Source organism: Streptomyces sp. AM8-1-1 (assembly GCF_032229325.1).
Taxonomy (GTDB): Bacteria; Actinomycetota; Actinomycetes; order Streptomycetales; family Streptomycetaceae; genus Streptomyces; species Streptomyces achmelvichensis.
This window is the reverse complement of the sequence record NZ_CP135086.1, coordinates 3,520,911-3,547,101: the sequence shown is the minus strand read 5'-3', so window position 1 is coordinate 3,547,101 and position 26,191 is coordinate 3,520,911. Positions and strand designations below refer to the sequence as shown.

Here is a 26,191-nt window from a genome sequence, read left to right as displayed (position 1 = left end):
CTGTGTGCGGCGGCCGTAGCGGGCGCGTGCGGGGCCTTCTTGTCGTCCCTGTCGTCCTTGTTGTTCTTGTCGTCGGAATGCGTCGCCGGAGCGGGGTGGGCCGGAGGGGGCGCGGCCGACGGGGCCGTCGTGCGCGGAGTCGCTCACGGTGGGTGGCCATGGGTGGCCGTGGGACCAGGGGTGGGGGGTGTCTCGCCCGGGACCACCGAAAACCGCCCCCGGCCACGGGTGGGGTACCGTTGACGACTGCGAAGGGGAGTAGCCCCGCGAACCGGTCGTCGACACACTGGAGCCCCCGGGCTCCCGGTGGCCGGGCCTGCGGATGACGCGGGCGGGCGAGACCTTCGGTCAGGTATGACGTGCCCGCGCCCTGCGGGTTCGCCGTCGTGCCGGGCCGAGCGGTCCTCCGTCGCCTCTGGCGCTTCGCGAAGATCGGGGCCCGGCGCTTACAGAAAGCCACCCGGAATGAGCCTCGACCCTCTGGCGATCGTCACCGCCTTCGGACTGATCTTCCTCGCGGAACTTCCCGACAAGACGATGTTCGCCTCCCTGGCCATGGGCACGCGGATGCGCCCTCTCTACGTCTGGTTCGGCACATCGAGCGCTTTCCTCGTGCACGTCGCGATCGCGGTCGGAGCGGGCAGTCTGATCGGGCTTCTGCCGGACTGGATCGTCAAGCTCGTCTCCGCTCTCCTCTTCGCCTTCGGCGCGTTCATGCTGCTGCGCGGCGGAGCCGAGGACGACGAGGAGGACGCCGGCGGCAGGACCGTGACCGGCTTCTGGCCCGTCTACTCGACCGCGTTCATGGCGGTGTTCATCAGCGAGTGGGGCGACCTCACCCAGATCACCACCGCCAACCTCGCCGCGAGCAACGGCACGTGGTCCACCGCCATCGGCTCCGCCGCCGCCCTCATGTCCGTCTCCGCTCTGGCTCTGCTCGCCGGCCGCTTCATCGCCAAGCGCGTGCCGCTGAAGACCGTGCAGCGCATCGGCGGCCTGTGCATGCTCGGTCTCGCGATCTGGTCGGTGACCGAGATCTTCACGGGCTGACGCGGCCGGCGCGGGGCGCGCGCAGCGCCCCCGGCCGAGGGTGCGGTGGCCCCTGCACATGCGGCCCGATGCGGCCGAATGTATGAAGGAAGTGCGGGCGGGGGGACCGGGCCGAAGCGCCCTTCCCCACCCCGGGGCGGGTCCGCAGGGACACGCAGGGGGTACCGGATGGAGAGGCATCTCATGGCCCGAAGAACAGACCCGCTGTCGAAAACGCCCTTCTTCTCCCGCCCCGCCGTCCGCCGCCTCCTGCCGTTCGCCCTGATCACCGCGATCGCCCTGATCTTCATCTTCGAGAACCGCACGAGCGTCAGGATCCGGCTGCTGATCCCCGAGGTGACCATGCCCCTGTGGGGCGCCCTGCTGATCGCCTGGGGCCTCGGGATGCTCGCCTGCCTCTTCACGGTGCGCCGGCGGGAGTCCCGGAGAACGATGTGACGCGGTGCCGAGTGCCCCGGCGGGGCCGGGGCTCGCGGGCCGGCTGTCAGAGGTCGCGGTGGACCTTGGAGTTGGATGCCTGGGCGCGGGGGCGGACCACCAGGAGGTCGATGTTGACGTGGGAGGGGCGGGTGACCGCCCAGGTGATCGTGTCGGCCACGTCGTCCGCCGTCAGGGGTTCGGCGACACCTTCATAGACCTTGGCGGCCTTGTCCGTGTCGCCGCGGAAGCGGGTCGTCGCGAACTCCTCCGTCCTGACCATCCCGGGTGCCACCTCGATCACACGGACCGGGGTGCCGACGATCTCCAGGCGGAGGGTCTCGGCGAGGACGTGCTCACCGTGCTTGGCGGCCACATAGCCCGCACCGCCCTCGTAGGTGGAGAGCCCGGCGGTGGAGGAGAGGATCACGACCGTGCCGTCGCCGCTCCCGGTGAGGGCCGGCAGCAGGGCCTGGGTCGTGTGCAGCGTGCCGATGACGTTGACCTCGAACATCTCCCGCCAGTCGGCGGGGTCGCCGGTGGCGACCGGGTCCGCGCCGAGCGCGCCGCCCGCGTTGTTGACCAGAACGTCGCAGCGGTCGAGGCTCGCGGCGAAGGCGTCGACGGCCGGGCGGTCGGTGACGTCGAGGGCGTACGCGGTGGCCCGGTGGCCCGCCGCGACGAGCTCCGCGGCGAGTGCCTCGATGCGGTCCTTGCGGCGGGCGGTGAGGACGACGTGGTACCCGGCGGAGGCGAGTCCGCGGGCGGTCGCGGCGCCGATGCCGCTGCTGGCTCCGGTGATGACGGCGACGGGGGTGCCGGCGGCGGTCATGTCCAACTCCTCGCGCATGTGATCGGTACGCGGCCCAGGATAGGCGGCACGGTTCAGCGGCCGCGGGGCGCGTACATGATCAGCGCCATGCCGGCGAGGCACACCAGCGCACCGAGAATGTCCCAGCGGTCGGGGCGGTAGCCGTCGGCGACCACGCCCCAGGCGATGGAACCGGCGACGAAGACACCGCCGTACGCGGCGAGGATCCTGCCGAACTCGCCGTCCGGCTGAAGCGTCGCGACCAGGCCGTACGCCCCGAGCGCGATGACCCCCGCCCCGATCCAGAGCCAGCCGCGGTGCTCCCTGAGGCCCTGCCAGACCAGCCAGGCGCCGCCGATCTCGAACAGTGCGGCGACGACGAACAGAAGGGCCGAGCGGGCGACGAGCATGGGCACAGCGTGCCATGGGGAGCCGCCGGGACGCGCCGGGCCTGATGGGCAATCAGTTATATAGGCACACAAAAGGTATCTTCAGGATATGTGTGTGATGCGCAAGGTGCTGCTCGCGGTGTCCGCGGCTGTCGTACTGGTGATCGGCATGGGCGGGGCGAGCGCCGGTGCCCGCGTGATCGCGCCCGAGGCGGACGTGGCGCACCATGGCCATGTCTCGCTGACCGGCGGGCGGCTGGGGATCGCGCTGGTGTCCCAGAGCTATGGTCCGGCCAGTCTGGACAACGCCACCGTGAAGTTCACGTTCTCGGCGCCGCTGGCCGGAGCTCAGGTGCTGCCGGAGCGGTGCCTGTGGGGATCCGACCGGGTCGTGCTGTGTGCGGCGGGACCGCTGCGGGCCGGGGGCACGGGGCGGACCGTCGCCCTCGACCTGCGGACGCTGGGCGTCCCGGACGAGGTGGTCGTGAAGGTCGGCACCCACTGGAACGGCGGTGCGACCGACCGGAATTCGGCGAACAACGAGCACGAGGTGCTGGTGCCGTCCACCGGAGACCCGTACGTCTTCTGAGGCACGGCCCGTGCTGGTGTGTCCGGTCCGGCGCGGTGAGTCAGGGTCCGCGCCGGTGGTTCCGGTGCGACCGGTGGGTCTGCACCGTACCGGTGAGCTCTGGTCCACACTGGTCCCGTGATCGTCGAACGCGCGTACGCCCACCTCGCCTCCTACGACGAGGACGCCTGGCCCTGGTCGGTGCCCTGCGTCCGGCAACTGCTCGACGAAGGGCTGCGCTTCACCGCGCCGGTGACCTTTCTCGTCGGTGAGAACGGCTCGGGAAAGTCGACCCTGGTCGAGGCTCTGGCGGAGGGCTTCGGCCTGGACTCCTACGGCGGTTCGCACGACTGGCGCTACTCCTCCGCGCGCGGCAAATCGCTTCTCGGCGAACGCATGCGCTTCGAGGCGGCCCCGCGCGGACGCCGCATGGTCAGCAGCTGGTCGGCCCGCAAAGGATTCTTCCTGCGGGCCGAGACCGCGCTGGACGCCCTGGACCGGGAAGGCTTCGCACCGGACTTCGTCAGCCACGGTGAGGGCTTCCTCGCCGCGTTCCGCGGGAAGTTCCTCCAGGCGGGGCTCTATGTGATGGACGAGCCGGAGGCGGCCCTCTCCTTCTCCTCCTGCCTCGAACTGATCGGGCACATGGACCGGTTGACCAAGGAGGGCGGCCAGATCATCTGTGCCACGCACTCCCCGCTGCTGACCGCCCTGCCCGGCGCGGACATCGTGGAGGTGGGGGAGCACGGCATGCGGCGGGTCGCCTGGCGGGAGCTCGGCGTGGTCGACCACTGGCGCCGCTACCTCGCCGAACCGCAGGCCTACCTGCGCCACATCGTCGAGCCCTAGCCGGACGCTCCCCGGGCCGCGAGCACTCCCCGGGCCCCGAGCATCCCCCGGGCCCCGAGCGTTCCCCGGGGCCGGTCCGCCCCGGGAGGTCCGCCCGGTCGGGCGGACCTCGGCCGGCACTGCGCTCATCTGCCGTCCTCCGCCCAGGCGATGTACCCGTCGGGGCGGATCAGGAGGGAGTCCCCGCGGCCCGACGCCCAGTGGGCCCGGACGACGTTCCCCGGGACAGGGGGTATGGCGCGTGGGCCCACCGCCTCGGCGGAGGTACCCGTGCCGGGGGTGACGAGCACGAACTCGCCCTTGCGCAGCAGCTCGTAGAGCCTTCCCTCGCCGAGCTCCAGGTCCGGGGCGCGGGTCCCGGTGAGGCGGTGGGCTCCGCGCGGCCTGTCGTACGCGATGCCGATGCCGGAGATCATGCCCATCGCCTTGGCGGCGGCCGGCCGGGTGGCGCTCACGAAGCGGGAGAGCAGGGAGCGGACCGCACGCCGCAGCGGGGTGTGGGCCATGGCGAGGCGGACGATCCCGCCGCTGGAACGCAGCACCATCGCACCGACGGGGTGCCGCTCCGAGTGGTAGCTGTCGAGCAGCGCCTCCGGGTCGGGAGCCCGGCCCTTGAGGACCGCCGCCAGCTTCCACGAAAGGTTTGCCGCGTCCTGGAGGCCGGTGTTCATCCCCTGGCCGCCTGCGGGGGAGTGCACGTGTGCCGCGTCGCCCGCGAGGAAGACCCGGCCCACGCGGTAGGAGGGGACCTGGCGTTCGTCGCTGTGGAAGCGGGAGATCCAGCGGGCGTCGTGCATGCCGTGGTCCGTGCCGAGGGCGAGGCGGGCGATCTCGCGCACCTCGTCGAGGTCGACGGGCTCGCTGTCCGGCACCTGACGGGACCGGTTCCACCCCATGACGCGGTACCAGCCGTCCCCGAAGGGGGCGATGAAGGCGAAAGCCTCCCCCGCGCCGTTCACCGTGAGCAGTCCCTCGGGCTCCTCGGTGAGCCGGACGTCCGCGAGGACGATGGAGCGGATGACGGAGTCGCCGGGGAACGGCATGTCCAGTGCGGAGCGCACCGCACTGCGCACACCGTCGGTGCCGACGAGACAGCGGGCGCGCACGGTGGTCCGTGCCCCGTCGCCGCCGCGGACCTCGGCCGTCACCGTCTCGGCGGACTGCTCGAGGCCCAGCAGCTCGGTCCCGTACCGGAAGGTGACGCCCGTGGCCCGCGCACGGCGCTCCAGCAGTCGCTCCACCTCGTACTGCGGGGTGATGAGCAGGAACGGGAAGCGGGACCGCAGCAGCGACAGGTCGAGGGAGAGCCGGCGGAAGAGCCGGAGCCGGGTGATGGGTGTGCCCGTCGTGATGAGCTCGTCGGCGAGGTCCCTCGCGTCCAGCTGCTCCAGCGTGCGGGCATGGACGCCGAAGGCCCGCGTCATGTTGCTCGTCCCGTGGGGGCGGCGCTCGATCAAGGTCACCGAGATGCCGGCAGCGGCGAGGTCGCCCGCGAGCAGCAGGCCGGTCGGACCGGCTCCCACGACGAGGACATCGGCGGTCATGCCCTCGGTGGCCATGTCCTCGGCGGTCGGGGCGTCGGTGGTCGCGGCATCGGTGGTGCTGCCCGCTTCCCGCGCGGCCTTGTCGTTCATGGCGCCTCCTCAATGCCAACGCTTGTTGGTCAACGCTTGTTGGTAAAGGTAGACCCGGGGGTCTGGCGTGTCAACACCTGTTGGCCTACAATTGTTGGCATGACGACGGAAGCCCCCGGCCCCCCGCGCCGATCGGATGCCACCAGAGCCGCGATCCTCGAAGCCGCCCGCGAGCGCTTCGCGGAGGACGGATACGAGCGCGCCACCATCCGCGCCATCGCGCGCGACGCCGGGATCGACCCGTCGATGGTCATGCGGTACTACGGCAACAAGGAGGGGCTGTTCGCCGCGGCTTCCGAGTTCGACCTGCGGCTGCCGGGCCTCGGTGCCGTCCCCGACCGGCACATCGGCGCGGTCCTCGTCACCCACTTCCTCGACCGGTGGGAGCAGGACGACGTGCTGACCGCGCTGCTGCGGGCCGGGGTCACCAATACCGCGGCCTCGGAGCGCATCCGCGAGATCTTCAAGGGGCAGATCGGGCCTGTCGCGGCGGCCGTCTGCCCCGACCCCGCCGACGCTCCCCGCCGGGCCGCACTGGTCGCCTCGCAGATACTGGGCATGGCCCTCGCCCGCTATGTGCTGCGCTTTCCGCCCGCCGTGGACATGTCCCGGGAGGAGGTGATCGCCTGGCTGGCGCCGACCATTCAGCGCTATCTGACGGCGGAGCGGCCGTAGTGGGGGACTCGCGGGCGCGCCACAGTGGCCCGGGGCTCCCGCGCGCACGGCCGTGACCAGGGCCGGAGCCAGGGCCAGGCCCCAGTGGGTGAACTACGCCGGTGCGCCGCCGAATTCGCGGACCGCGTCGTCGACGATCGCCTCCAGCCGGGCGTGGTGCGCGCCCCTCCAGTACACCCGCCGGCACTCCAGGCACTGGGCGAACACGTCATAGGTGCGCTCGGTGCCCTGCTCCAGTCGGTCCTGGACCGCGTCCTTGTCGGCAGCGCTCAGCCGCCCGTTGCACGCGGTGCACCGCGTCCAGGGCGCGAGCATGGGCGTGAACCGCTCCAGGACGTCCCGCAGTTGGTCGTCCGGCTTGTCGCTGTAGACGTAGGCACCGGCCCAGAGCTCGCGGCGCCGCAGCAGCCCGCGGTCCCGCGAGAGCAGGACGCGCTTCTCCTGCGCGGACAGGGTCGCGAGCGCCGGGTCGCCGATGTCCTCGTTCTCGTACGACGCGTCCACGCCGAGCAGCCGCAGCCGCCGGGCCAGGGTGCCGAGGTGGACGTCCAACAGGAAGCGCAGCGGGGCGCCGGGCACCTGTTGCGGCCGCTCGACACCGAGCACCTCGACGCTCTCGCCCGCGCTCGGAATGTGCGAGACGGCCACGTCGCGGCCGTCGACGAGCAGCCGGCCGGCCTCGGTGAGCGGGACGCCGAGCGACTCGACGACATGGCCGAGCGTGGAGGAGCCATCGGTGGCCAGGGGCGTTGCGCCCTGGCGGCGCTCCGGCGGGACGAAGAGGCGCAGCTCAGGGGCGACGCGCAGCTGGATTTCCGGTCCGTTCACGCGGCCAAGCATGTCATCGGGCGGCACGTGAGGGGAGCGGGAAGCGCCCGGACAGGGCCGAGGAGCCTGCGCCCCGGATAAACAGCTGAGCCCCGGACCACGGAAAGAGCTCGGTACGGTCGGCCCGCGGGCACGCCTCGTACAGCGGCACGCCTCCCACACCGGTCGGCGGACTCGGTCATGAGGCCGGGCACCGCCCGGGCCTACGAGTCCGGCAGGGACTCCAGGTCGAGCCGCCAGTCGTTCGACCGCAGCGGATTGCCCGGCGGGTACTCGAAGTCGTACTCACCGAGCAGCTCGAAACCGGCCTTCCGGCACACCCCGTTGGACGGGGCGTTCTCGATGGACGGGAAAGCGTGCAGATAGCGGTGCTTGTGCTCGGCGCGGGCCGCCCGGGCCACCGCGAGGGTGGCGGACGTGGCGACGCCCCGGCCCTGGAAACCGGGCAGGACGCTCCAGCCCGTCTCGTACACCTGCTGCCCCTGCCACTCGTGCTCCCAGAAGCCGACCGAGCCCGCCGCCTCCCCGGTCTTTTCGAGAACCACGCGGTACATCCTGCCCTTGCCCGTGCCGTCGGAACTCAGCTCCACATAGCGCTGATGGCGCTTGACCAGCTGTTCATCGGATTCAGGACCGCCGAGGTGGTCCATCATCTCCGGGACGTTCGCCGCGCGCAGCAGCTCGAAGTCGCCCGCCGACCATGGCTCGATACGTACCGCCGATGCTTTGATCTCCATGGAACGCACTGTAGGAGGCAGGTCCGACAACCGGGGGTCAGGACGATGAGCTTCACCGGTGTCTGGGCGATCGGCGCCGTTCCCGACGCCGAAGTGGCCGCGCTGCCGGCCCGGTTCAGCCATGCGGAAGGCGAGTGGACGACACCGCCGGGCTATGCCGAGGATCTGGCCTGGTGGATCGGCGGCGGTGACCGCGAGCCCTATTTCACGCCCCTGCCGACACCGGCAGCGCATCGTTTCGCCGCCTTCGCACGTAGTGGTGGCCCGAGTTCACCGGCCGTCGCCGCCATGAAGGAGGCGAGCATGGATCTGTTGCGCGACGCGGAGGGCGATGCCGCCTTCGCCGCGGCTGCGCGCAAGGGCGATCCGGCCGTGGCCCTCTACTACGGCCTCGGGGCGGAGGCCGCGGCGCGGCTGCCCGGCTGGTTCGGCGATTTCCTGCTCACGGCGGCGGAGGTACGCGCGGTTCTGCCGCACGCCGAGTCGGTGCTCGCCGTGAACGGGCCGCGCCGGGCAGAGATCCTCGGCCGTATCGACGTATGGATGTCCGCCATGAGCGACGAACCCGGCTTCGACGCCGGCACGCTGCTGGACGGTCCGTTGCGGGTACTGCGGTATGCCGCGGGGCACGGGGCGGGGGCGGTCGGGGTCAGCGAGACGTACTGAACCGTCCCGGGGTGCGCGGCCTGTGCACCGGGAGTCACGGACCTCAGAAACCGGGCTGACGGGCATACGCCGTCGGCGGTACGCCCACCGTCGCCGTGAAGTCCCGTACGAGATGGGCCTGATCGCTGTAACCGAGCTCGGCCGCCAGCGCCGCCCAGTCCGGTGCGGTCTGCGGATCCTCGCTCGACTCGGCGCGCTCCAGGGCCTCATGGATGCGGTAGCGCAGGATCACCCACTTCGGCCCCACCCCGACGTACGCAGCGAACAGCCGTTGCAGCGACCGGGCCGACAGCCCTTCCACCTCTGCCAGTTGTGCGACCCGGCGGATCGTACGGTCGCTGCGCACCCGGTCCACCAGTTCCATGGCGCGCAGTGACTGGGGGTCGGGCTCGGGGGCGAGGCCGAGCAGGAACGCGTCGAGAGCGGCGACCCGGTCGTCCTCGTCGTCGGGGTCGCAGATCGCTGCCGAAGCAGTCACGGGGTCGGTGCCCGGCAGGGCGTCCGCGATCGGCACCCGGCGCCCCGTCCAGTCCGCTACCGGCCGCTCGGGAGTGAACGGCCGGTAGCCGCCCGGCCGGAACTGCACCCCGCACACCCGGCCCTCGCCCTCCAGCTTCTGTGTGAACAGCTCCAGGCCGATGCCGGCCACCTCGCCCCAGGGCGGCTCGCCGCCGTACCGCTGGAACACGATGTTGACGCAGGGGTGGGGAACGACGTGCGAGGCGTACGGCTCCGGCAGATCCCAGTCGATGAGCCAGTAGTGCTCGAGGTACGGACGCAGCGCCGGCGCGGGCTCGCGGCGTCGGAAACGGACACGGCTGAACAGCTCGCGGGCTTCGACGATGCCGCGGGTGTCGCGGCGCGGACCTGCCATGACGGGGATCCTATGTCGCGTTTGTTCAATACGCAGCGCTGTTGCCGGGCCTACGGTCGGTCCATGACGAACACCATCAGTGATCTTCTCGAAGCGGCGGCGGAGTGTGCTGTTCCGGTGGTGCGCGGCAGCACCGACGACCGGCTGGACGATCCGACGCCGTGTGCGGAGTACGACGTACGGGCGCTGGTCGACCACCTCACTCAGGTGGTGATCAACTTCCAGGCGCTGGCGGCGAAGAAGGACGCGGACTTCGGCGTGGAGGCGCGCTTCGTCGACGGCGGCGGGGACTGGCGCGAGCGGTTCGCCGAGGAAACGGCGACGCTGGTCGGCGCGTGGGCGGCGCCGGGCGCGGAGGAGGGCACCACGGGCACGTTCGGCCTGCCGGCCAGGACGGTGGGGCACATGGTGCTGGGCGATCTGACCGTGCACGCGTGGGATCTGGCGAGGGCGACGGGTCAGGAGTTCACGCCGCCCGCGGCGGTGGTGGCGGAGCTCGGTCCCGCGCTGGACCGGATGGCGCCGATGGCCCGCGAGGGTGGCGTGTTCGGGGAGCCGGTGGCGTTGGGGGAGGGGGCGTCCGCGTTCGAGAGGGTGCTGGGGGTGACGGGGCGGGATCCGGGGTGGGTACGGGGGTAGGGGGGCGTCTCTAGCGCCGGCGCGGCTTGAAGGGGCTTGGCCCGGTTCGATCCGCCCGGGCCCTTGATCGCGGTCGCCTCAATCGCCGGCGGGGCTTCAAGTGGTTGGCCCAGCTTGGTTCGTGCGGGTTTCTCGGTGCGGGCCTCGCCTCAAGCGCCGGCGGGGCTGGACATGCGTGCCCGGGCCCTTGATCGCGGGTTCGCTTCAATCGCCGGCGAGGCTTCAAGTGGTTGGACATCCCGGCCACGCTCTGGATGGCCGGCCGCTGCCGGCCGATTGATTTCTTACACGAGCGAACGGCTCACGACACGCTAATTTGGGGCACCCCCAAGCAGAGGAGAGCCCGTGGGCAAGGTGGTCATGTACGCCTCGGTGTCGGTGGACGGCTTCGTCGCGGACGAGAACGACCAGCCCGGACCGCTGTTCGACTGGTTGTCCAGCGGTGACGTCCCGTTGGACGAGAGCGGCGCGTTGAAGGTGTCACAGACGTCCTACGACTACACCCGGCCGTACTGGGACCAGATCGGGGTCACCATCGCAGGACGCCACGTCTTCGACCTGACGGACGGCTGGGACGGGAAGCCTCCGAGCGGGATCGATCACGTGGTCGTCGTGACGCACCGGCCGCAGCCCGAGGGCTGGGACCCCGAGGCGCCGTTTCACTTCGTCGACAGCGTCGAGGCGGCCGTGGCCAAGGCGCAGGAGCTTGCGGGCGACCGCACGGTCGAGGTCGCCGCTGGCCACGTCGGTGGCCAGGTGCTTGCCGCGGGCCTGGTCGACGAGGTGCGCATGGACGTCGTACCCGTCGTGTTCGGGTCCGGCAAGCGCTACTTCGGGTCGGTCGACGCGCAGCACCTGTTGGAGGATCCTGACGTGGTGATTCAGGGCAACCGGGTGCTTCACCTGCGCTATCGCGTGCGCCGTTGACCGATCCGAGCGGGTAAGCGAAGAACCGAGGCGGACAAACCGCGCTGCCGAGGTAGGACGACGGAGAGCCGCCCGCCGCCCGGGGCACATCAGCGCCCCAGCGAAACCAACGCGCCTTCGATGTGCCCTGGCCGCCTGACGCCCCCTCCCGGCACATGACAAAGGCGGGGTCCGAAAACCCCGCCTCGAACCAGTGAAACCCCAGCTCAGGGCCACACCAAGCAGTACGGCTGATGCCCCGCCTCGTGCAGGCGGTGGCTGAAATCCTGCCATTCGTGCAGCAGCTGGTACACATTGAACGCGTCCCGCGGGCCCCCGCGGTCCGGGACCGTCGACCAGATGAAGGCCGCCGCGCCCACCGACTCCTCGCCGATGTCCCGCAGCGGGTCGACCACCGTCATCGGGAGTTTGACCACCGCGTAGTCCGGGTGCAGCACCACGAGCTCCAGCGGCGGCACCTTGTTCAGGGGCATGCCCTGGATTCCGGTCAGCACCATCGCCGCTATCGTCTCGGGCTTGATCTTGGTGAACAGCCCGCCCATACCGAGTTCGTCGCCGCCCAGCTCTTCCGGGCGCATCGAAATCGGCACCCTGGCGGCCGTGGCCCCGTCAGGTGCTCCGAAGTATTTGTAGGTCACCCCCACTCGGCCGCTCCTGCTTCCCGTGGGCTCGTGCGCCGCCGATTCGCCTCGCCGGTGCTTTCCCCGCCGGGCAGGCTCGGGACCCAGGTCGTCGGTCCCCTCGCCCAGTCCGCCACCGCGATGCATATCTCCACCCGACCACTCGCAGCCCCCGCCGCGCAACCCGATCATCGTGACAGTGACCTCCCCCACGAACGTGCTGTGAAACACCCGTCCGCAAGAACGTCACAGCCTCTGACACCATGGATTCCGTGAGCTTTCCCTGTGTCGCCCCAGTTTCGCAGACGCGAGGGGGGTGACGCCGTTTCGTAATACGAGGAGATCGCGCTCCCTGCTCACCGGTGGCCGAGATCATCCTCCTTGGCTGCCCGAACACCCGAACCGCAGATCAGGACCAAAGTGGCGTATTCATACGAAGCCCCAGTTTCGCAGGCGCTTTTCGACCGCGCGTCCCTCGTGACGCCCGGCGGCGTCAATTCCCCCGTGCGTGCCTTCCGTGCTGTGGGCGGTACGCCCCGGTTCATGGTGTCCGGTACCGGTCCGTACCTCACCGACGCGGACGGACGCGAGTACGTGGACCTCGTCTGCTCGTGGGGGCCGATGATCCTCGGGCACTCCCACCCGGCCGTCATCGAGGCGGTACAGGCGGCGGTGGCCCGCGGTACCTCCTTCGGGACGCCCGGTGAGGGCGAAGTCGCCCTGGCCGAGGAGATCGTGGCCCGGGTCGCGCCCGTCGAGCAGGTACGGCTTGTTTCCAGCGGTACCGAGGCCACGATGTCGGCCATCCGCCTCGCCCGCGGATTCACCGGCCGTGCCAAGGTCGTGAAGTTCGCCGGCTGCTACCACGGCCACGTGGACGCGCTGCTGGCCGCCGCGGGCTCGGGCGTCGCGACGTTCGGGCTGCCCGACACACCCGGGGTCACCGGCGCCCAGGCCGGCGAGACCGTCGTCCTGCCGTACAACGACCTGGAGGCCGTACGCCAGGCCTTCGCCGCGCACCCCGGCGAGATCGCCTGTGTGATCACCGAGGCCTCGCCCGGCAACATGGGCGTCGTTCCGCCGCTGCCGGGCTTCAACCAGGGCCTGAAGGACATCTGCCGAGAGAACGGCGCGCTCTACATCTCCGACGAGGTGATGACCGGCTTCCGCACCAGCAGGTCCGGCTGGTTCGGCGTGGACGGTGTCGAGGCCGACCTGCTGACCTTCGGCAAGGTCATGGGCGGCGGGTTCCCGGCCGCGGCGTTCGGCGGCCGCGCCGACGTCATGGCCCACCTCGCCCCGGCCGGCCCCGTCTACCAGGCGGGCACGCTCTCCGGTAACCCGGTCGCGACCGCCGCGGGACTCGCGCAGCTGCGGCTGCTGGACGACGCCGCGTACGCCAAGGTCGACGCCGTGTCCGCGGAGATCCGGTCCCTGGTGACCGACGCGCTGAGCAAGGAGGGCGTGGCGCACCGGCTGCAGACCGCGAGCAACATGTTCTCCGTCTTCTTCACCGCGGACGAGGTGCGCGACTACGAGGACGCGAAGCGCCAGGAGGCTTTCCGCTTCACCGCCTTCTTCCACGCCATGCTGGCCGCGGGTGTCTATCTGCCGCCGTCCGCCTTCGAGTCCTGGTTCGTCTCGACCGCCCACGATGAGCGGGCCGTGGAGCGGATCGCCGCCGCACTGCCGTCCGCCGCCCGCGCCGCCGCGGAGGCCACGGCATGAGCGACAACAAGGACAACGGCACCAGGGGCAACGGCACCAGGGACATCGACGACAAGGCCGTCGACGGCAAGGACATCACCGTCGTCCACCTGATGCGGCACGGCGAGGTCGACAACCCGGACGGCGTGCTCTACGGCCGTCGCGCCGGCTATCACCTGTCCGAGCTGGGCCGGCAGATGGCCGACCGGGTCGCCGAGCACCTCGCCGGCCGGGACATCACCCATGTCGTCGCCTCCCCGCTGGAGCGTGCCCAGGAGACCGCCTCGCCGCTGGCCAAGAGCCACGGTCTGACGCTCGAGACCGACGACCGGCTGATCGAGGCCGGCAATGTCTTCGAGGGCAAGACCTTCGGTGTCGGCGACGGCGCGCTGCGCAAGCCGGCCAACTGGCGCCATCTCACCAATCCGTTCCGTCCCTCCTGGGGCGAGCCGTACGTCGACCAGGTTGTCCGGATGATGAGTGCGCTGAGCGCCGCACGGGACGCCGCCCGTGGGCACGAGGCCGTGTGCGTCAGTCACCAGCTGCCGATCTGGACGGTGCGCAGCTTCGTCGAGCGGCGCCGGCTGTGGCACGACCCGCGTCGCCGGCAGTGCACGCTGGCGTCGCTGACCACCTTCACCTATCAGGGCGACAGGATCGTTTCGGTCGGATATTCGGAGCCCGCCCGTGATCTTGTCCCCGCGCATCTGCTTGCCGGTGCGAAGCCTGTGAAGGGTAAAGCGAAGGCATTCGGCGCGTAGTTCTTCGCAAAAATGTGCTGTTGGCGCGGGAACCCCCGTCGTGCGTGGCCCATCTCAACCGGTGGCCGGTTTGTATGGGCTCTCTCCTCCGGGAGGGTGCGGATGGGATCGATATGCGCGACATCAGCCGAAGGGGCTTGCTCGGGGCAGGACTTGGAGCCGCGGCCGCGATGGGGATCGCGGGCTGCGGCTCCCTCGGGTCGGACAACAGTGGACAAACCGGGGCAAGTGGCAGCGGTAAGGGCGGGACGGGGAAGCCGTCGCCCTCCGAGAGCCAGGCCCGGCTCATAGGTGACGGCTCCACCTCCGACACCGGGGCGCAGCCGCACCAGCCCGCGAAGCCGGTTCCCCTCGAACCGGGACAGACGCCCCCACAGTTCGTCGTCTTCTCCTGGGACGGCGCCGGCGAGGTCGGCAACGGCCTCTTCCCCCGCTTCCTCGAACTGGCCAAGAACCACGACGCGGCCATGACGTTCTTCCTCTCCGGGATCTATCTGCTGCCCGAGTCGAAGAAGTCCCTGTACCGCCCGCCGAACAACGCCACCGGCGCCTCCGACATCGGCTACCTCACCGACGACCACATCAAGGAGACGCTGAAGTACGTGCGCCAGGCCTGGCTGGAGGGCCATGAGATAGGCACGCACTTCAACGGGCACTTCTGCGCGGGCTCCGGATCGGTCGGCAACTGGTCGCCCGCCGACTGGGAGAACGAGACGGAGCAGGCTGTGTCGTTCGTCACCCGCTGGCGCACCAACAGCGGCTGGAAGGATCTCGACCCGCTGCCCTTCGACTACCGCAAGGAACTCGTCGGCGCCCGCACCCCCTGTCTGCTCGGACAGGACCGGCTGCTGCCGACGGCGAAGAAGCTCGGCTGGCGCTACGACGCCAGCTCGCCCGGCGGCCGCCAGAAGTGGCCGGAGAAGCGCAAGGGCCTGTGGGACCTGCCGCTGCAGCAGATACCTTTCCCCGGCCGCTCCTTCGAAGTCCTCTCGATGGACTACAACATCCTCGCCAACCAGTCGCAGAATTCGACCAAGGGCATGCCCGAGAACTACCCGCGCTGGAAGAAGCAGGCCACCAAGGCGTACCTCGAAGGATTCAAGCGCGCCTACGAGACCAATCGCGCGCCCTTCTTCATAGGCAACCACTTCGAGCAGTGGAACGGCGGCATCTACATGGACGCCGTCGAGGAGGCGATCAAGGGCATGGCCGGAAAGAAGGACGTACGACTCGTGTCCTTCCGGCAGTTCTGCGACTGGATCGACGTCCAGGACCCGCAGGTGCTCGCCAAGCTCTGCTCGCTGGAGGTCGGCCAGGCCCCGGCGGGCGGCTGGAACACCTTCTTCAAGGCCGCCTGACACGCGGCCCCACGGACGCGCAGGGGGGCGCGGAAGATCGCCGGAAGCGCCATGCGAAACTTTTCACATGAGTATTCGCCGTGCCCCCCGCACCGTCCTGCTGGCCTCTTGTGCCGCGGCCGGCGCGCTTGTCCTGTCCGCCTGCACCGGCGAGGACTCCGGGAAGTCGGGCGGTGGCGGCGACACCAACTTCGTCACCGACACGGGCGGCATCTCCACCGTGGCGAAGGGGAAGCGCACGGCGCCCCACAAGCTCGCCGGCAAGACCCTCGACGGCGCGCAGCTCGATGTCGCCGACCTCAAGGGCAAGGTCGTCGTGATGAATGTCTGGGGCTCCTGGTGCCCGCCGTGCCGTGCCGAGGCGCGGCACTTCGCGAAGGTGGCCAAGGAGACCAAGCCGAAGGGCGTGGAGTTCGTCGGGATCAACACCCGCGACGCCAACAAGGGCCCGGCCATCTCCTTCGAGAAGGACTACGGCATCGAGTACCCGAGCCTTTACGACCCGGCGGGCAAGCTGATCGTCACGGGCTTCCCGAAGGGCAGTCTCAATCCGCAGGCCATTCCCTCCACGATCGTTCTCGACCGTGACGGAAAGATCGCGGCGCGTTCGCTGAAGGCGCTCGACGAGAGCGAACTGCGCAAGCTCGTCGAACCGCTGATCGCGGAGAAGTGATGAACGAGACGGTCTTCAGCGGGGCCCTGCTGCTCGCCCTGCCCATCGCCGTACTCGGAGGGCTCGTCTCCTTCTTCTCGCCGTGCGTCCTGCCGCTGGTCCCCGGCTACCTCTCGTACGTCACCGGGGTCACCGGAACCGATCTCGCCGAGGCGAAGCGGGGCCGGATGGCCGCCGGTGCGGCGCTCTTCGTCCTCGGCTTCTCCGCCGTCTTCATCTCCGGCGGCGCGCTCTTCGGCTACTTCGGCTGGACGCTCCAGGAGCACCGGGAGACGCTGACCACCGTCCTCGGTGTGCTGATGATCGTCATGGGGATCTTCTTCGTGGGTCTCATGCCGTGGTTCACCCAGCGTGAATTCCGCTTCCACAAGCGGCCGGTGACCGGGCTGGTCGGCGCGCCGGTGCTGGGTGCCCTGTTCGGCATCGGCTGGACCCCGTGCATCGGCCCCACCCTGACCTCGGTCAATGCGCTCGCCGCCGAGCAGGCCAGCGCGGGCCGCGGGGCGATCCTGACCGCCGCGTACTGCGTGGGGCTGGGCCTGCCGTTCATCCTCGCCGCGATCGCCTTCCGCAAGGCGCTCGGCGCGTTCGGCTGGGTCAAGCGGCACTATGCGTGGGTGATGCGGATCGGCGGCGGCATGATGGTCGCGACCGGTCTGCTGCTGCTCACAGGTGCGTGGGACAGCATGGTCCAGGAGATGCAGGGCTGGTCCGAAGGCTTCCAGGTGGGGATCTGATCCATGAGCAAGACCGAGACCGAAGAGCAGCGGGACAGCGGGGAGTACGCCGCCGCCGGCGCGCAGCTCTCGACCGCCCCCGCCGAGGAGGCCCCCGTCTCCGGGCCTTCGTTCGGAGTCGTCGCCTGGGCCCGCTGGTTCTGGCGGCAGCTGACCTCGATGCGGGTCGCGCTGATCCTGCTGTTCCTGCTCTCGCTGGGCGCGATTCCCGGCTCGCTGGTACCGCAGAACAGCGTGGACGAGCTGAAGGTGCAGTCGTGGAAGGCCACCCACGAGTTCTGGACACCGCTCTTCGAGCGGCTCCAGCTCTTCGACGTCTACAGCTCGGTGTGGTTCTCGGCGATCTACATCCTGCTGTTCGTCTCCCTCATCGGCTGCATCGTGCCGCGCACCTGGCAGTTCGTCGGCCAGCTCCGCAGCCGCCCGCCGGGCGCGCCGGGCCGGCTGAACCGGATGCCCGCGTACACGACGTGGCGTACGGAGGCGGAACCCGAGCGTGTCCGTGAGGCCGCGCTCACGATCCTGCGGCGCCGCCGCTTCCGCGCCCACACCGTCGGCAACGCCGTCGCCGCCGAGAAGGGCTATCTGCGCGAGACCGGCAACCTCCTCTTCCACATCGCGCTGATCGTGATGCTGGTGGCGTTCGCGGCGGGCCAGCTCTTCAAGTCCGAGGGCGGCAAGCTGATCGTCGAGGGCGACGGCTTCTCCAACACGCTCACCCAGTACGACGACTTCAAGTCCGGCTCGCTGTTCAGCACGGACGAGCTGTCGCCGTTCAGCTTCACGCTCGACCGGTTCACGGGGACGTACGCGAAGAGCGGGCCGCAGCGCGGTACGCCGCGCACCTACGAGGCCGGCGTCAGCTACACGCGCGCCGACGGCACCGAGGGCACGAAGACCATCGAGGTCAACAAGCCCCTCGTGTTCGACGACACCAAGGTCTATCTCAACGGCCACGGGTACGCGCCCGTCGTCACCGTCCGGGACGGCAAGGGCAACGTCGTCTTCAACGGCGCCGTGCCGCTGCTGCCCATCGACAACAACGTCACCTCGACCGGCGCGATCAAGGTGATGGACGGCTACCGGGACAAAACCGGACGGAAGGATCAGCTCGGTTTCCCGGCGATGTTCGTGCCCACGTACGCGGGCAAGGGCAAGGGCCAGATGTTCTCGCAGTTCCCGGGGCTGGAGTTCCCGGTACTGAACGTCGGCGCCTACCACGGCAGCCTGGGTGTCGACTCGGGTCTGCCGCAGAACGTGTACCAGCTCGACACCCGGAAGATGAAGCCGTTCAAGGACGCCGACGGCAACATCCTGAAGAAGAACCTGCTGCCCGGCGAGACGCTGACCCTCCCCGACGGCGCGGGCTCCATCACGTTCGAGAAGGACGTGAAGGAGTGGGCGACCTTCCAGATCACGCACCAGCCGGCCACCGGCTGGGCGCTGACCGGAGCGATCGTCGCCATCGCGGGTCTGATCGGCTCCCTGTTCATCCAGCGCCGCCGCGTCTGGGTGCGGGCCGTCACCGGCGAGGACGGTGTCACCGTCGTCGAGATGGCGGGCCTCGGCCGCAGCGAGTCGGCGAAGCTGCCCGAAGAACTGGCCGACCTGGCCGCGACCCTCAACACAGAGGCGCCCACCGCGCCCGAACCAGTGGAAGTTTCTTCCGAAGGGGCTGAGAAGTGACTCTCGCCGCCGCAACCAACGAGAACCTGGCGAACATCAGCAATGTGCTGATCTATTCGGCGATGGCCGTCTACACGCTGGCCTTCTTCGCCCACATCGCCGAGTGGGTCTTCGGCAGCCGCAGCAAGGTCGGCCGCACGGCCGCCGCGCTGACCGGTGCCGCCTCCGCCGCGGCCCCGGCGGTCACGGTCCGCTCGAAGCAGGGCGGTTCGACCGCCGTGCTCGACCGGCCGAAGATCGTCACGCGCTCGGCGGCGGGCACCCGCGACGTCCCGGACGGGCCCGGCGCGGCCGGCGGTACGGAGAAGGGCGATCTGTACGGCCGGATCGCCGTCTCGCTGACCGTTCTCGCGTTCCTGATCGAGGCCGGCGGTGTCGTCGCGCGGGCGATGTCGGTGCAGCGCGCCCCCTGGGGCAACATGTACGAGTTCTCCATCACCTTCTCCACGGTGGCGGTCGGCGCGTACCTCGCGTTCCTGCTCGCGAAGAAGAACATCCGCTGGGTCGGTCTGCCGCTGGTCACCACGGTCCTGCTGGACCTGGGCATCGCGACCACCGTGCTCTACACCGAGAGCGACCAGCTGGTGCCGGCGCTGCACTCGTACTGGCTGTGGATCCACGTCTCCACCGCGATCATCTGCGGCGCGGTGTTCTACCTGGGCGCGGTCGGCACGGCGCTGTACCTGTTCCGCGACTCGTACGAGAACAAGCTCGCCAAGGGCGGCAGGCCCGGCGCCTTCGCCACCTCGGTCCTCGACCGGCTGCCGTCCGCGGCCTCGCTGGACAAGTTCGCCTACCGCGTCAACGCGGCGGTCTTCCCGCTGTGGACGTTCACGATCATCGCGGGCGCGATCTGGGCGGGCGACGCATGGGGCCGGTACTGGGGCTGGGACCCCAAGGAGGTCTGGTCCTTCATCACCTGGGTCGCGTACGCCTGTTACCTGCACGCCCGCGCGACGGCCGGCTGGAAGGGCCGCAAGGCCGCCTACCTGGCACTGATCGCCTTCGGCTGCTGGCTGTTCAACTACTACGGCGTGAACATCTTCGTGACCGGCAAGCACAGCTACGCGGGCGTCTGAGACTCCCACTCCTCGCCGAGGCCGGTTCCTGTGACCCACGTCACCGGAACCGGCCTTTGCCGTGCGGACAGTTGGACGCCGCGGCTCCGCAACCGGTGGCCACCGTCTCCGCCGGTGGCGCCGGGTCAGTCCGCCGAGATCGCGTCCAGCTGGGCGCGCAGGTGGACGTGCGAGTCCACGCCCCGCACATCGGTGCCGGGATCGCACTCGTAGAAGTAGACCAGCGACATCAGCTCCTCCGCCGGCGCGTCCGCCGGCGGAGGCAGCACCCGGTGGCGGCCCGAGCGCCAGCGGCCGTCCGACCAGCGGGCCATCAGATCACCGATGTTGATCGTGAAGGCGTCCGGGGCGAAGGGCGCGTCCTCCCAGCCGGCCTCGTCGGTGAAGACCTGGAGACCGCCCCTGCCCTCCTGCCGGTCCAGCACGGTGACCGTGCCGAAGTCGGTGTGCGGGCCGATGCGGAACTGGCCCGGCCGCGGGTCTCCGATGCGGTCCCGGCTCGGGTACCAGTTGATGTTGAAGCCCCAGGTCGGGTGTCCCGTGTGCCGGGTGAAGAAGGACTCCGGCTCGCCGAGCGCGACCGCGAGGAGCTCCAGAAGACCGTCCGACAGGGCCCGCATCTGCCCCAGGTACGTCTCGACCAGGGCTTTGAGCCGGGGCACCTCACCGGGCCAGGTGTTGGGCAGGAACGACTCGGCGTCCACGGCCGCGTCGCCGGTGGGCTCGTCGGCCGCGAAGGACAGCGACTCCTTGAGGTCCGGCGGTGTCTCGGTGCCCTCCGCATAGCCGTTGGCCTCCGCGCCCGGACCGAGCCAGCCCCGGCCGCCGACCCGTACCGCGTACGGCTCCTTCACGGTCCGCGGCAGCCGGAAGAACTCCCGCGCCACGTCCCGGATCTCCGCGCGCACCTCCGGGTCGACACCATGACCCGTGACGAGGAGGAAGCCGGCGCGGCGCAGCGCCTCGTCGGCGACCGCCGCGATGCCCGCGCGGTCCTCCGTGTCTCCGTAGTGCCAGTGGCGCAGATCGATGGTGGGAATCCCGCGTCCGGTCACCGAAGTCCTCTCAGCGGTCGTCTTCCTCGCGCTCGCGGCGCCGCAGCTCCTCCGCGTCGGCGTCCTTCGCCGCCTGGGCCTCGTCCGCGTCCTTCGCCGCCCGTGCGTCCTTCTCGGCCTTCTCGTCCTTCAGGGACTTGAGGAAGTCGGGGTTGTCGTCCGGGGCGACCCACTGGGTGCGGCGGCGCTCGAACGGCGAGCCGCCGCCTCGCGCGCCCTTGCGGGGGCGGCCCGCGACCAGCCAGGCGACGGGGCCGAGCAGCACCTGTCCGAAGAGCAGCACGATGATCACCCAGACGACCTTCGGCAGGTGCCGGACCTCCTTCTCGGGAGTGTTCAGGCAGTCGATGAAGGCGTAGATCCACAGGGCCAGGACCAGGAGGAAGGGCAGATACCTGAGCATGGTCGTACGGTCCCCCAGGAAGAGGCGGAAGGGCGCGGAACGGGCCCCGGTGACGCCGCCAGGGTAGCCCGTACCGGATACTGGAGCGCATGGCTTACGACGATCTTCGCTCCCTGCTCAGGGCGCTGGAGCGCGAGGGTGACCTCAAGCGCATCAAGGCCGAGGTCGACCCGTATCTCGAGGTCGGCGAGATCGTCGACCGGGTGAACAAGGCCGGCGGCCCCGCCCTGCTCTTCGAGAACGTGCGCGGCTCCGCGATGCCCCTGGCGATGAATGTGTTCGGCACTGACCGCAGGCTGCTCAAGTCGCTCGGACTGAAGTCCTACTCCGAGATCAGCGACAAGATCGGCGGGCTGCTGAAGCCCGAGCTGCCGCACGGCTTCGTCGGGGTGCGCGAGGCGTTCGGCAAGCTCGGCACGATGGTGCACGTCCCGCCGAAGAAGGTGAAGGACGCCCCGGTGCAGGAGGTCGTCCTGCACGGCGACGACGTCGACCTGGACCGGCTGCCGGCGCTGTTCACCTGGCCCGAGGACGGCGGCTCCTTCTTCAACCTGGGGCTGACGCACACCAAGGACCCGGAGTCGGGGGTGCGCAACCTCGGTCTCTACCGGCTCCAGCGCCACGACCGGAACACCATCGGCATGCACTGGCAGATCCACAAGGACAGCCGCAACCACTACCAGGTGGCGGCCCGGCGCGGGGAGCGGCTGCCGGTCGCGATCGCCTTCGGCTGCCCGCCCGCGGTCACCTACGCCTCCACTGCGCCGCTCCCGGGCGACATCGACGAGTACCTGTTCGCGGGCTTCGTCTCGGGCAAGCGGGTCGAGATGGTCGACTGCAAGACCGTTCCGCTCCAGGTCCCGGCGCAGGCCGAGGTCGTGCTGGAGGGCTGGCTGGAGCCCGGGAAGACGCTTCCCGAGGGGCCGTTCGGCGACCACACGGGCTTCTACACGCCGCAGGAGCCGTTCCCGGCGCTCACCATCGACTGTGTGACCATGCGCAAGCGGCCGCTGCTCCAGTCCATCGTGGTGGGCCGTCCGCCGACCGAGGACGGTCCGCTGGGCCGGGCGACGGAGCGCTTCTTCCTGCCGCTGCTCAAGATCATCGTGCCGGACATCGTGGACTACCACCTCCCCGAGTCGGGCGGCTTCCACAACTGCGCGATCGTCTCGATCGACAAGAAGTACCCGAAGCACGCGCAGAAGGTCATGCACGCCATCTGGGGCGCGCACATGATGTCGCTGACGAAGCTGATCGTGGTCGTCGACGCCGACTGCGACGTGCACGATCTGCACGAGGTCTCCTGGCGCGCCCTCGGCAACACCGACTACGCCCGGGACCTGACCGTCGTCGAGGGGCCGGTGGACCATCTCGACCACGCCTCCTACCAGCAGTTCTGGGGCGGCAAGGCGGGCATCGACGCGACGCGGAAGCTTCCCGAGGAGGGATACACCCGGGACGGCGGCTGGCCGGAGATGGTCGAGTCCGACCCGGAGACGGCGGCGAAGGTCGACCGCCGCTGGAAGGAGTACGGCCTGTGAGCCCGATCGCCGTGGGCGGCCCCGCCCTTTTCCTCGGGGCCGACACACCGTGCGTCGCCCTGCTGCGCCCGGAGATCGACCCCACCCGGCCGGAGGTACGCGAGGCGGCCGAGCGCGCGGGCGTCACCCCCGAGGAGTTCGCCGGACCGTCGGGCCTGTGGCAGCTGATCGCCGACCGTACGGACGGCGAGGGGCGGGAGGTCGCGCTGCCCGAGCTCGGCGACGCGGCGGCGGCCGCCTTCGCGGAGCGGCTGCTGGCCGCCCTGGACGACCCGGACGCGGAGTTCACCGAGACGCTGACGGTGGCGGGCCGCGAACTGCTGCGTCTGGACGGTCGCCCGGCCGGTGAGGGCTTCGCGTTCCTGGCGCGGCTCACCCCGCCGGAGTCGGCTCCGCTCGATGTGGAGATCGGCCCCACGTCCACGGCGGACCTGCGTGCCGAGCTCGAACTGTTCCGGAGGAACCTCGGATGATGACGACCGCCGACGGCGTGGCCCGTCCCGGCCCGGCGCCGCAGTCCGGACGCACCAAGGCGTTCCTGCGCCTGGTGATGATCGAGCACTCGGTCTTCGCGCTGCCGTTCGCCTACATCGCCGCGCTGACCGCGATGTTCGAGCTGGACAAGAACATCCACTGGGGCCGGCTGCTGCTCGTCACCGTCGCGATGGTGGGGCTGCGGACCTTCGCGATGGCGTGCAACCGCATCATCGACCGGGAGATCGACGCCCGGAACCCGCGCACGGCCTCCCGCGAACTGGTCACCGGAGCGGTGAGTGTGCGCTCCGCGTGGACCGGGGCGCTCGTCGCCGTGGTGGTCTTCCTGGGCGCTGCCGCCGCGCTGAACCCGCTGTGCCTGGCGCTCGCGCCCATCGCGGTGATTCCGATGGTGGTCTATCCGTACGGCAAGCGGTTCACCAACTTCCCGCACGCCATCCTCGGTCTCGCCCAGGCCATGGGCCCGGTCGGCGCCTGGATCGCGGTCACCGGGTCGTGGTCGTGGGACGCGGTGATCCTCGGACTCGCGGTCGGCATCTGGATCGGCGGCTTCGACCTGATCTTCGCCTGCCAGGACGTCCAGGCGGACCGGGCCCACGGCGTGAAGTCGGTCCCGGCCCGCTTCGGCATCCCGGCGGCGCTGTACGGCGCACGCGGCTGCCACGTCGTGACGATGGCGCTCTTCGTCTGGTACGCGCTGGCGACGGACGCGGGCGTGTTCCTGTGGCTGGGCCTCGCGCTCGTGGCGGCGGCGTTCCTCTACGAGCACTCGATCGTGCGCCCGCACGACCTGTCCCGGCTGAACAGGGCGTTCTTCACCGTCAACGGGTTCATCGGCATTGCCCTGTTCGTGTGTGCGCTGCTCGATCTCCTGGTTCGCGGTCTGACCGTGTAGCTACGGTGCGCCTTGGTGCAGGGAACGGAGGCCGACGTGACCATCTCGGAGAGCGATCGCCTGCACTCATAGCTCAGCCGGTTCGAGGACATGTTTCCCGGTTACCGGACGGAGATTGTCGGGGGCAACATCGTGCTGAGTCCGGTCAAGCCGCACCACGGCAAGACGATCAGGCAGCTGTGGAACGCGCTGGAGCCCCAGGTCCCGGAGGAGTGGGGCTTCCTCAGTGATGTCGCCGTACCCATGGACGACACCAACGAGTTCTGTCCCGACCTCGCCGTGATCCCCGCCGCCGAGGTGGCCAAGAACCTCAGCGCGTACTCTCCCGAACTCATCGAGATCGCGATCGAGGTGGTCTTGCCGAGCAGTGTGCGCAACGACTACGAGGTCAAGGACGGGGCGTACGCGCGGCGCGGTATTCCGCACTACCTGATCTTCGACCCGTACCGGCGGCACTGCGTGACGCTGTGGAACCCGGGGCCCGAGGGCTACCTCGGGCGGGACACGATCCCTTACGGCAAGCAGGTCACCGTGGCGAGCGGCATCGGGACGCTCTCGGTCGACACCGCCGCGCTGCCCGTGGACCCCTCGGCCGCCTGACCCCGGCCGGGGAACGTCAGGCCCACCGCGTTCGGTTCCGGGTCCGCGCCGCCGGATAGGCTCACTGTGTGGAGCAAGGAGAAGTGAACGGCCGCCGGCCCTGGATCGTCGGAGTGTCCGGCGCGTCCGGGACCCCGTACGCCGCCGCCGTACTGCGTGGCCTGCTCGCCGCGGGCGAGAGTGTGGACCTGGTGGTCAGCCGGGCGTCGCGGCTGACGCTGCTCGACGAGACCGGCATCGCCTTCCGTGACGCGCACTGGCGCGACGATCTGCGGGAGTGGCTGGCGCGCGGTGCCGACGGCAAGCCGGGCACCTTCACGGTGGACGTGGACGACGTCCGGCACTGGGCCGCCGGTGATCTGGCCGCCGGGCCGTCCTCGGGGTCGTATCCCGTCAAGGGGATGCTGATCGTGCCGGCGTCGACGGCGTCGGTGGCCGGGGTGGCGCTCGGACTGTCGAAGGATCTGCTCCAGCGAGCGGCGAGCGTGACGCTCAAGGAGCGCCGGCCCCTGGTGGTCGCGGTCCGCGAGACCCCGCTCAACGGGCAGACGCTCAGGCATCTGGTGACGCTGGACGAGGCGGGCGCCGTGGTGCTGCCCGCCTCTCCTGCGTTCTACGCGGGGGCGACGCACATCCAGGACCTGGTGGACTTCGTCGCCGGGCGGGTGCTGGACGCGGCAGGGGTGCCGCACCGGCTCTACCGCCGCTGGGAAGGAGAGCTCGGTGGCTCTCGTGCGGATTAGGGGGTGTCCGAAGACTCCCCCTCAGGCCTTCCTGCCGGCCTTGCGCGCCTTGTCGGTGCGGCGGGCGGCCGCGGGGTGGTGGGCACGCGAGCGGTTGGCCAGCTCCTGAAGCTGTCGCATGTGGGCGTGGGCCATCTCGATCGTGTACACGGTGAAGCACACTCCTGAAGGATCGTCGCTGATTTTTTGAAAGATTCGCAGGGCTACTGCCCCTGCATGCCTTAGATTCTATACGTAAACTCGCTGGATTGCTGAACAATGGAAGGCTCCAGGCATATGGACGCGGTGGACAGGCAGCTCATCCAGGCGCTGCGGGAGAACGGCAGAGCCTCGTACGCCGAGCTCGGACGGCTTGTGGGCCTCTCCGGGCCGAGCGTCACGGACCGCATCAACCGCCTCGAAGCGGCGGGTGTCATCACCGGCTACCGCGCCACCGTCGACTCGGCCTCGCTCGGTCTCGGTGTCACCGCACTCATCGGCATCTCGCTCTCCGACGCCGCCGACCACGAGGACGTGGCCCGCCGGCTGAAGGACCTCGCCGAGATCGAGGACTGCTGGTTCATTGCGGGAGACGACTCGTACATGCTCAAGGTGAGGGCGAGCGACGTGGACGGTCTGGAGAAGACGATCCGCAGGCTGTCCGGCACCCGGGGCGTCTCGCGCACCCGTACCACCATCGTGCTGTCCACGAAGTGGGAGAACCGGGTCGGCGACTTGCCCGAGGAGAGCTGGACGTAGTCTTGCTGGGTTGGTGGAGCCCGATTGGCATACGTA

The 26,191-nt window shown here is 70.1% G+C and carries 31 protein-coding genes; 21 read left to right on the top strand and 10 right to left on the bottom strand.

The genetic code is table 11. From position 1 onward, the window contains the following. The first annotated feature begins 465 nt into the window (after nt 1–465). Both RPQ07_RS15980 and RPQ07_RS15975 read left to right on the top strand, forming a co-directional pair. Complete coding sequence (locus RPQ07_RS15980; RefSeq protein ID WP_313944816.1) at nt 466–1,050, top strand: TMEM165/GDT1 family protein; 585 nt, start codon at nt 466–468, stop codon at nt 1,048–1,050. Nucleotides 1,051–1,233: 183 nt separating this feature from the next. After that, nucleotides 1,234–1,488 (top strand): hypothetical protein, encoded by a 255-nt coding sequence (locus RPQ07_RS15975; RefSeq protein ID WP_313944815.1) that lies wholly within the window; start codon nt 1,234–1,236, stop codon nt 1,486–1,488. 46 nt (nt 1,489–1,534) lie between these two features. Here RPQ07_RS15975 and RPQ07_RS15970 read toward each other — a convergent pair whose 3' ends face one another. Then, on the bottom strand, nt 1,535–2,299 hold the full coding sequence (locus tag RPQ07_RS15970; RefSeq protein WP_313944814.1) for an SDR family oxidoreductase: 765 nt from the start codon (nt 2,297–2,299) through the stop codon (nt 1,535–1,537). A gap of 53 nt (nt 2,300–2,352) precedes the next feature. Continuing rightward, on the bottom strand, nt 2,353–2,688 hold the full coding sequence (locus tag RPQ07_RS15965; protein WP_313944813.1) for a YnfA family protein: 336 nt from the start codon (nt 2,686–2,688) through the stop codon (nt 2,353–2,355). Nucleotides 2,689–2,785: 97 nt separating this feature from the next. Between RPQ07_RS15965 and RPQ07_RS15960 the strand changes: the two genes are divergently transcribed. Both RPQ07_RS15960 and RPQ07_RS15955 read left to right on the top strand, forming a co-directional pair. Beyond that, nucleotides 2,786–3,256, top strand: a complete 471-nt coding sequence (locus RPQ07_RS15960; protein ID WP_313948910.1) for a hypothetical protein — start codon at nt 2,786–2,788, stop codon at nt 3,254–3,256. Nucleotides 3,257–3,373: 117 nt separating this feature from the next. Further along, nucleotides 3,374–4,084, top strand: a complete 711-nt coding sequence (locus RPQ07_RS15955) for an AAA family ATPase (RefSeq protein ID WP_313944812.1) — start codon at nt 3,374–3,376, stop codon at nt 4,082–4,084. Nucleotides 4,085–4,209: 125 nt separating this feature from the next. Here the strand turns inward: RPQ07_RS15955 and RPQ07_RS15950 are convergent, their stop codons facing one another. Next, the gene (locus RPQ07_RS15950) at nt 4,210–5,718 is read right to left on the bottom strand and encodes an FAD-dependent oxidoreductase (protein ID WP_413777743.1); all 1,509 of its coding nucleotides are present in this window, start codon (nt 5,716–5,718) and stop codon (nt 4,210–4,212) included. Between the two features lie 99 nt (nt 5,719–5,817). On the opposite strand from RPQ07_RS15950, the gene RPQ07_RS15945 reads away from it, so the two are divergent. After that, nucleotides 5,818–6,393: a TetR/AcrR family transcriptional regulator gene (locus tag RPQ07_RS15945; RefSeq protein WP_313944811.1), complete on the top strand. Its 576-nt coding sequence runs from the start codon at nt 5,818–5,820 to the stop codon at nt 6,391–6,393. A 93-nt stretch (nt 6,394–6,486) separates the two neighbouring features. Here the strand turns inward: RPQ07_RS15945 and RPQ07_RS15940 are convergent, their stop codons facing one another. Beyond that, nucleotides 6,487–7,221, bottom strand: a complete 735-nt coding sequence (locus RPQ07_RS15940; RefSeq protein ID WP_313944810.1) for a Mut7-C RNAse domain-containing protein — start codon at nt 7,219–7,221, stop codon at nt 6,487–6,489. Between the two features lie 203 nt (nt 7,222–7,424). Beyond that, nucleotides 7,425–7,958: a GNAT family N-acetyltransferase gene (locus RPQ07_RS15935; protein WP_313944809.1), complete on the bottom strand. Its 534-nt coding sequence runs from the start codon at nt 7,956–7,958 to the stop codon at nt 7,425–7,427. A 45-nt stretch (nt 7,959–8,003) separates the two neighbouring features. On the opposite strand from RPQ07_RS15935, the gene RPQ07_RS15930 reads away from it, so the two are divergent. Then, the gene (locus RPQ07_RS15930; RefSeq protein WP_313944808.1) at nt 8,004–8,624 is read left to right on the top strand and encodes a hypothetical protein; all 621 of its coding nucleotides are present in this window, start codon (nt 8,004–8,006) and stop codon (nt 8,622–8,624) included. Between the two features lie 43 nt (nt 8,625–8,667). Here RPQ07_RS15930 and RPQ07_RS15925 read toward each other — a convergent pair whose 3' ends face one another. Continuing rightward, entirely contained in the window at nt 8,668–9,498 is an 831-nt protein-coding gene (locus RPQ07_RS15925) for a helix-turn-helix domain-containing protein (protein WP_313944807.1), read from the bottom strand. Between the two features lie 63 nt (nt 9,499–9,561). On the opposite strand from RPQ07_RS15925, the gene RPQ07_RS15920 reads away from it, so the two are divergent. Both RPQ07_RS15920 and RPQ07_RS15915 read left to right on the top strand, forming a co-directional pair. Then, on the top strand, nt 9,562–10,137 hold the full coding sequence (locus RPQ07_RS15920) for a TIGR03086 family metal-binding protein (protein WP_313944806.1): 576 nt from the start codon (nt 9,562–9,564) through the stop codon (nt 10,135–10,137). 345 nt (nt 10,138–10,482) lie between these two features. Then, entirely contained in the window at nt 10,483–11,064 is a 582-nt protein-coding gene (locus tag RPQ07_RS15915) for a dihydrofolate reductase family protein (RefSeq protein WP_313944805.1), read from the top strand. A gap of 206 nt (nt 11,065–11,270) precedes the next feature. Here the strand turns inward: RPQ07_RS15915 and RPQ07_RS15910 are convergent, their stop codons facing one another. Continuing rightward, nucleotides 11,271–11,831: a hypothetical protein gene (locus RPQ07_RS15910; protein ID WP_313944804.1), complete on the bottom strand. Its 561-nt coding sequence runs from the start codon at nt 11,829–11,831 to the stop codon at nt 11,271–11,273. Between the two features lie 273 nt (nt 11,832–12,104). On the opposite strand from RPQ07_RS15910, the gene hemL reads away from it, so the two are divergent. From hemL to ccsB, 7 genes are all read left to right on the top strand, one after another. Then, the gene (gene hemL / locus RPQ07_RS15905) at nt 12,105–13,412 is read left to right on the top strand and encodes a glutamate-1-semialdehyde 2,1-aminomutase (RefSeq protein ID WP_313944803.1); all 1,308 of its coding nucleotides are present in this window, start codon (nt 12,105–12,107) and stop codon (nt 13,410–13,412) included. Next, nucleotides 13,409–14,152, top strand: coding sequence for a histidine phosphatase family protein (locus RPQ07_RS15900; protein ID WP_413777742.1), 744 nt, complete (start codon nt 13,409–13,411; stop codon nt 14,150–14,152). The genes hemL and RPQ07_RS15900 overlap by 4 nt, the downstream gene beginning before the upstream one ends. Nucleotides 14,153–14,265: 113 nt before the next feature. Continuing rightward, on the top strand, nt 14,266–15,510 hold the full coding sequence (locus RPQ07_RS15895; protein WP_313944802.1) for a hypothetical protein: 1,245 nt from the start codon (nt 14,266–14,268) through the stop codon (nt 15,508–15,510). Between the two features lie 67 nt (nt 15,511–15,577). Then, a complete protein-coding gene (locus tag RPQ07_RS15890) occupies nt 15,578–16,183 on the top strand; it encodes a TlpA family protein disulfide reductase (protein WP_313944801.1) in 606 nt (201 codons plus the stop codon). Beyond that, nucleotides 16,183–16,920, top strand: coding sequence for a cytochrome c biogenesis CcdA family protein (locus tag RPQ07_RS15885; RefSeq protein ID WP_313944800.1), 738 nt, complete (start codon nt 16,183–16,185; stop codon nt 16,918–16,920). The genes RPQ07_RS15890 and RPQ07_RS15885 overlap by 1 nt, the downstream gene beginning before the upstream one ends. 3 nt (nt 16,921–16,923) lie before the next feature. Then, nucleotides 16,924–18,606 carry a cytochrome c biogenesis protein ResB gene (locus RPQ07_RS15880; protein ID WP_313944799.1) on the top strand — a complete coding sequence of 561 codons (1,683 nt, stop codon included), beginning with the start codon at nt 16,924–16,926 and terminating at the stop codon, nt 18,604–18,606. Beyond that, complete coding sequence (gene ccsB / locus RPQ07_RS15875; RefSeq protein ID WP_313944798.1) at nt 18,603–19,685, top strand: c-type cytochrome biogenesis protein CcsB; 1,083 nt, start codon at nt 18,603–18,605, stop codon at nt 19,683–19,685. Before RPQ07_RS15880 ends, ccsB begins: the two co-directional genes overlap by 4 nt. Before the next feature lie 125 nt (nt 19,686–19,810). On the opposite strand, the gene RPQ07_RS15870 is transcribed toward ccsB, so the two are convergent. Together RPQ07_RS15870 and RPQ07_RS15865 are read right to left on the bottom strand one after the other, a co-directional pair. Further along, on the bottom strand, nt 19,811–20,740 hold the full coding sequence (locus tag RPQ07_RS15870; protein ID WP_313944797.1) for an isopenicillin N synthase family dioxygenase: 930 nt from the start codon (nt 20,738–20,740) through the stop codon (nt 19,811–19,813). 10 nt (nt 20,741–20,750) lie between these two features. Further along, nucleotides 20,751–21,143, bottom strand: a complete 393-nt coding sequence (locus RPQ07_RS15865) for a PLD nuclease N-terminal domain-containing protein (RefSeq protein WP_313944796.1) — start codon at nt 21,141–21,143, stop codon at nt 20,751–20,753. Nucleotides 21,144–21,232: 89 nt separating this feature from the next. Between RPQ07_RS15865 and RPQ07_RS15860 the strand changes: the two genes are divergently transcribed. The 5 genes from RPQ07_RS15860 (at nt 21,233) to RPQ07_RS15840 (ending at nt 25,417) form a co-directional block, all read left to right on the top strand. Continuing rightward, nucleotides 21,233–22,684, top strand: coding sequence for a menaquinone biosynthesis decarboxylase (locus tag RPQ07_RS15860; protein WP_313944795.1), 1,452 nt, complete (start codon nt 21,233–21,235; stop codon nt 22,682–22,684). After that, complete coding sequence (locus RPQ07_RS15855; protein WP_313944794.1) at nt 22,681–23,157, top strand: hypothetical protein; 477 nt, start codon at nt 22,681–22,683, stop codon at nt 23,155–23,157. The genes RPQ07_RS15860 and RPQ07_RS15855 overlap by 4 nt, the downstream gene beginning before the upstream one ends. Then, nucleotides 23,154–24,074 carry a menaquinone biosynthesis prenyltransferase MqnP gene (gene mqnP / locus RPQ07_RS15850; RefSeq protein WP_313944793.1) on the top strand — a complete coding sequence of 307 codons (921 nt, stop codon included), beginning with the start codon at nt 23,154–23,156 and terminating at the stop codon, nt 24,072–24,074. The genes RPQ07_RS15855 and mqnP overlap by 4 nt, the downstream gene beginning before the upstream one ends. 90 nt (nt 24,075–24,164) lie before the next feature. Beyond that, nucleotides 24,165–24,674: a Uma2 family endonuclease gene (locus RPQ07_RS15845; protein WP_313944792.1), complete on the top strand. Its 510-nt coding sequence runs from the start codon at nt 24,165–24,167 to the stop codon at nt 24,672–24,674. Between the two features lie 83 nt (nt 24,675–24,757). Then, a complete protein-coding gene (locus tag RPQ07_RS15840) occupies nt 24,758–25,417 on the top strand; it encodes a UbiX family flavin prenyltransferase (protein ID WP_313948907.1) in 660 nt (219 codons plus the stop codon). A gap of 21 nt (nt 25,418–25,438) precedes the next feature. Here RPQ07_RS15840 and RPQ07_RS15835 read toward each other — a convergent pair whose 3' ends face one another. After that, nucleotides 25,439–25,567, bottom strand: a complete 129-nt coding sequence (locus RPQ07_RS15835; protein WP_313949146.1) for a hypothetical protein — start codon at nt 25,565–25,567, stop codon at nt 25,439–25,441. 126 nt (nt 25,568–25,693) lie between these two features. On the opposite strand from RPQ07_RS15835, the gene RPQ07_RS15830 reads away from it, so the two are divergent. Then, complete coding sequence (locus RPQ07_RS15830) at nt 25,694–26,155, top strand: Lrp/AsnC family transcriptional regulator (RefSeq protein WP_313944791.1); 462 nt, start codon at nt 25,694–25,696, stop codon at nt 26,153–26,155. The last annotated feature ends 36 nt before the right edge of the window (nt 26,156–26,191 follow it).

Bases quoted from the DNA above. Each gene is read 5' to 3' on its own strand.
- RPQ07_RS15980 (WP_313944816.1), top strand. From the start codon at position 466: ATGAGCCTCGACCCTCTGGCGATCGTCACCGCCTTCGGACTGATCTTC.
- RPQ07_RS15975 (WP_313944815.1), top strand. From the start codon at position 1,234: ATGGCCCGAAGAACAGACCCGCTGTCGAAAACGCCCTTCTTCTCCCGC.
- RPQ07_RS15970 (WP_313944814.1), bottom strand. From the start codon at position 2,299: ATGACCGCCGCCGGCACCCCCGTCGCCGTCATCACCGGAGCCAGCAGC.
- RPQ07_RS15965 (WP_313944813.1), bottom strand. From the start codon at position 2,688: ATGCTCGTCGCCCGCTCGGCCCTTCTGTTCGTCGTCGCCGCACTGTTC.
- RPQ07_RS15960 (WP_313948910.1), top strand. From the start codon at position 2,786: ATGCGCAAGGTGCTGCTCGCGGTGTCCGCGGCTGTCGTACTGGTGATC.
- RPQ07_RS15950 (WP_413777743.1), bottom strand. From the start codon at position 5,718: ATGAACGACAAGGCCGCGCGGGAAGCGGGCAGCACCACCGATGCCGCG.
- RPQ07_RS15945 (WP_313944811.1), top strand. From the start codon at position 5,818: ATGACGACGGAAGCCCCCGGCCCCCCGCGCCGATCGGATGCCACCAGA.
- RPQ07_RS15935 (WP_313944809.1), bottom strand. From the start codon at position 7,958: ATGGAGATCAAAGCATCGGCGGTACGTATCGAGCCATGGTCGGCGGGC.
- RPQ07_RS15930 (WP_313944808.1), top strand. From the start codon at position 8,004: ATGAGCTTCACCGGTGTCTGGGCGATCGGCGCCGTTCCCGACGCCGAA.
- RPQ07_RS15925 (WP_313944807.1), bottom strand. From the start codon at position 9,498: ATGGCAGGTCCGCGCCGCGACACCCGCGGCATCGTCGAAGCCCGCGAG.
- RPQ07_RS15920 (WP_313944806.1), top strand. From the start codon at position 9,562: ATGACGAACACCATCAGTGATCTTCTCGAAGCGGCGGCGGAGTGTGCT.
- RPQ07_RS15910 (WP_313944804.1), bottom strand. From the start codon at position 11,831: ATGCATCGCGGTGGCGGACTGGGCGAGGGGACCGACGACCTGGGTCCC.
- RPQ07_RS15900 (WP_413777742.1), top strand. From the start codon at position 13,409: ATGAGCGACAACAAGGACAACGGCACCAGGGGCAACGGCACCAGGGAC.
- RPQ07_RS15895 (WP_313944802.1), top strand. From the start codon at position 14,266: ATGCGCGACATCAGCCGAAGGGGCTTGCTCGGGGCAGGACTTGGAGCC.
- RPQ07_RS15890 (WP_313944801.1), top strand. From the start codon at position 15,578: ATGAGTATTCGCCGTGCCCCCCGCACCGTCCTGCTGGCCTCTTGTGCC.
- RPQ07_RS15885 (WP_313944800.1), top strand. From the start codon at position 16,183: ATGAACGAGACGGTCTTCAGCGGGGCCCTGCTGCTCGCCCTGCCCATC.
- RPQ07_RS15880 (WP_313944799.1), top strand. From the start codon at position 16,924: ATGAGCAAGACCGAGACCGAAGAGCAGCGGGACAGCGGGGAGTACGCC.
- RPQ07_RS15865 (WP_313944796.1), bottom strand. From the start codon at position 21,143: ATGCTCAGGTATCTGCCCTTCCTCCTGGTCCTGGCCCTGTGGATCTAC.
- RPQ07_RS15860 (WP_313944795.1), top strand. From the start codon at position 21,233: ATGGCTTACGACGATCTTCGCTCCCTGCTCAGGGCGCTGGAGCGCGAG.
- mqnP (WP_313944793.1), top strand. From the start codon at position 23,154: ATGATGACGACCGCCGACGGCGTGGCCCGTCCCGGCCCGGCGCCGCAG.
- RPQ07_RS15845 (WP_313944792.1), top strand. From the start codon at position 24,165: ATGTTTCCCGGTTACCGGACGGAGATTGTCGGGGGCAACATCGTGCTG.
- RPQ07_RS15830 (WP_313944791.1), top strand. From the start codon at position 25,694: ATGGACGCGGTGGACAGGCAGCTCATCCAGGCGCTGCGGGAGAACGGC.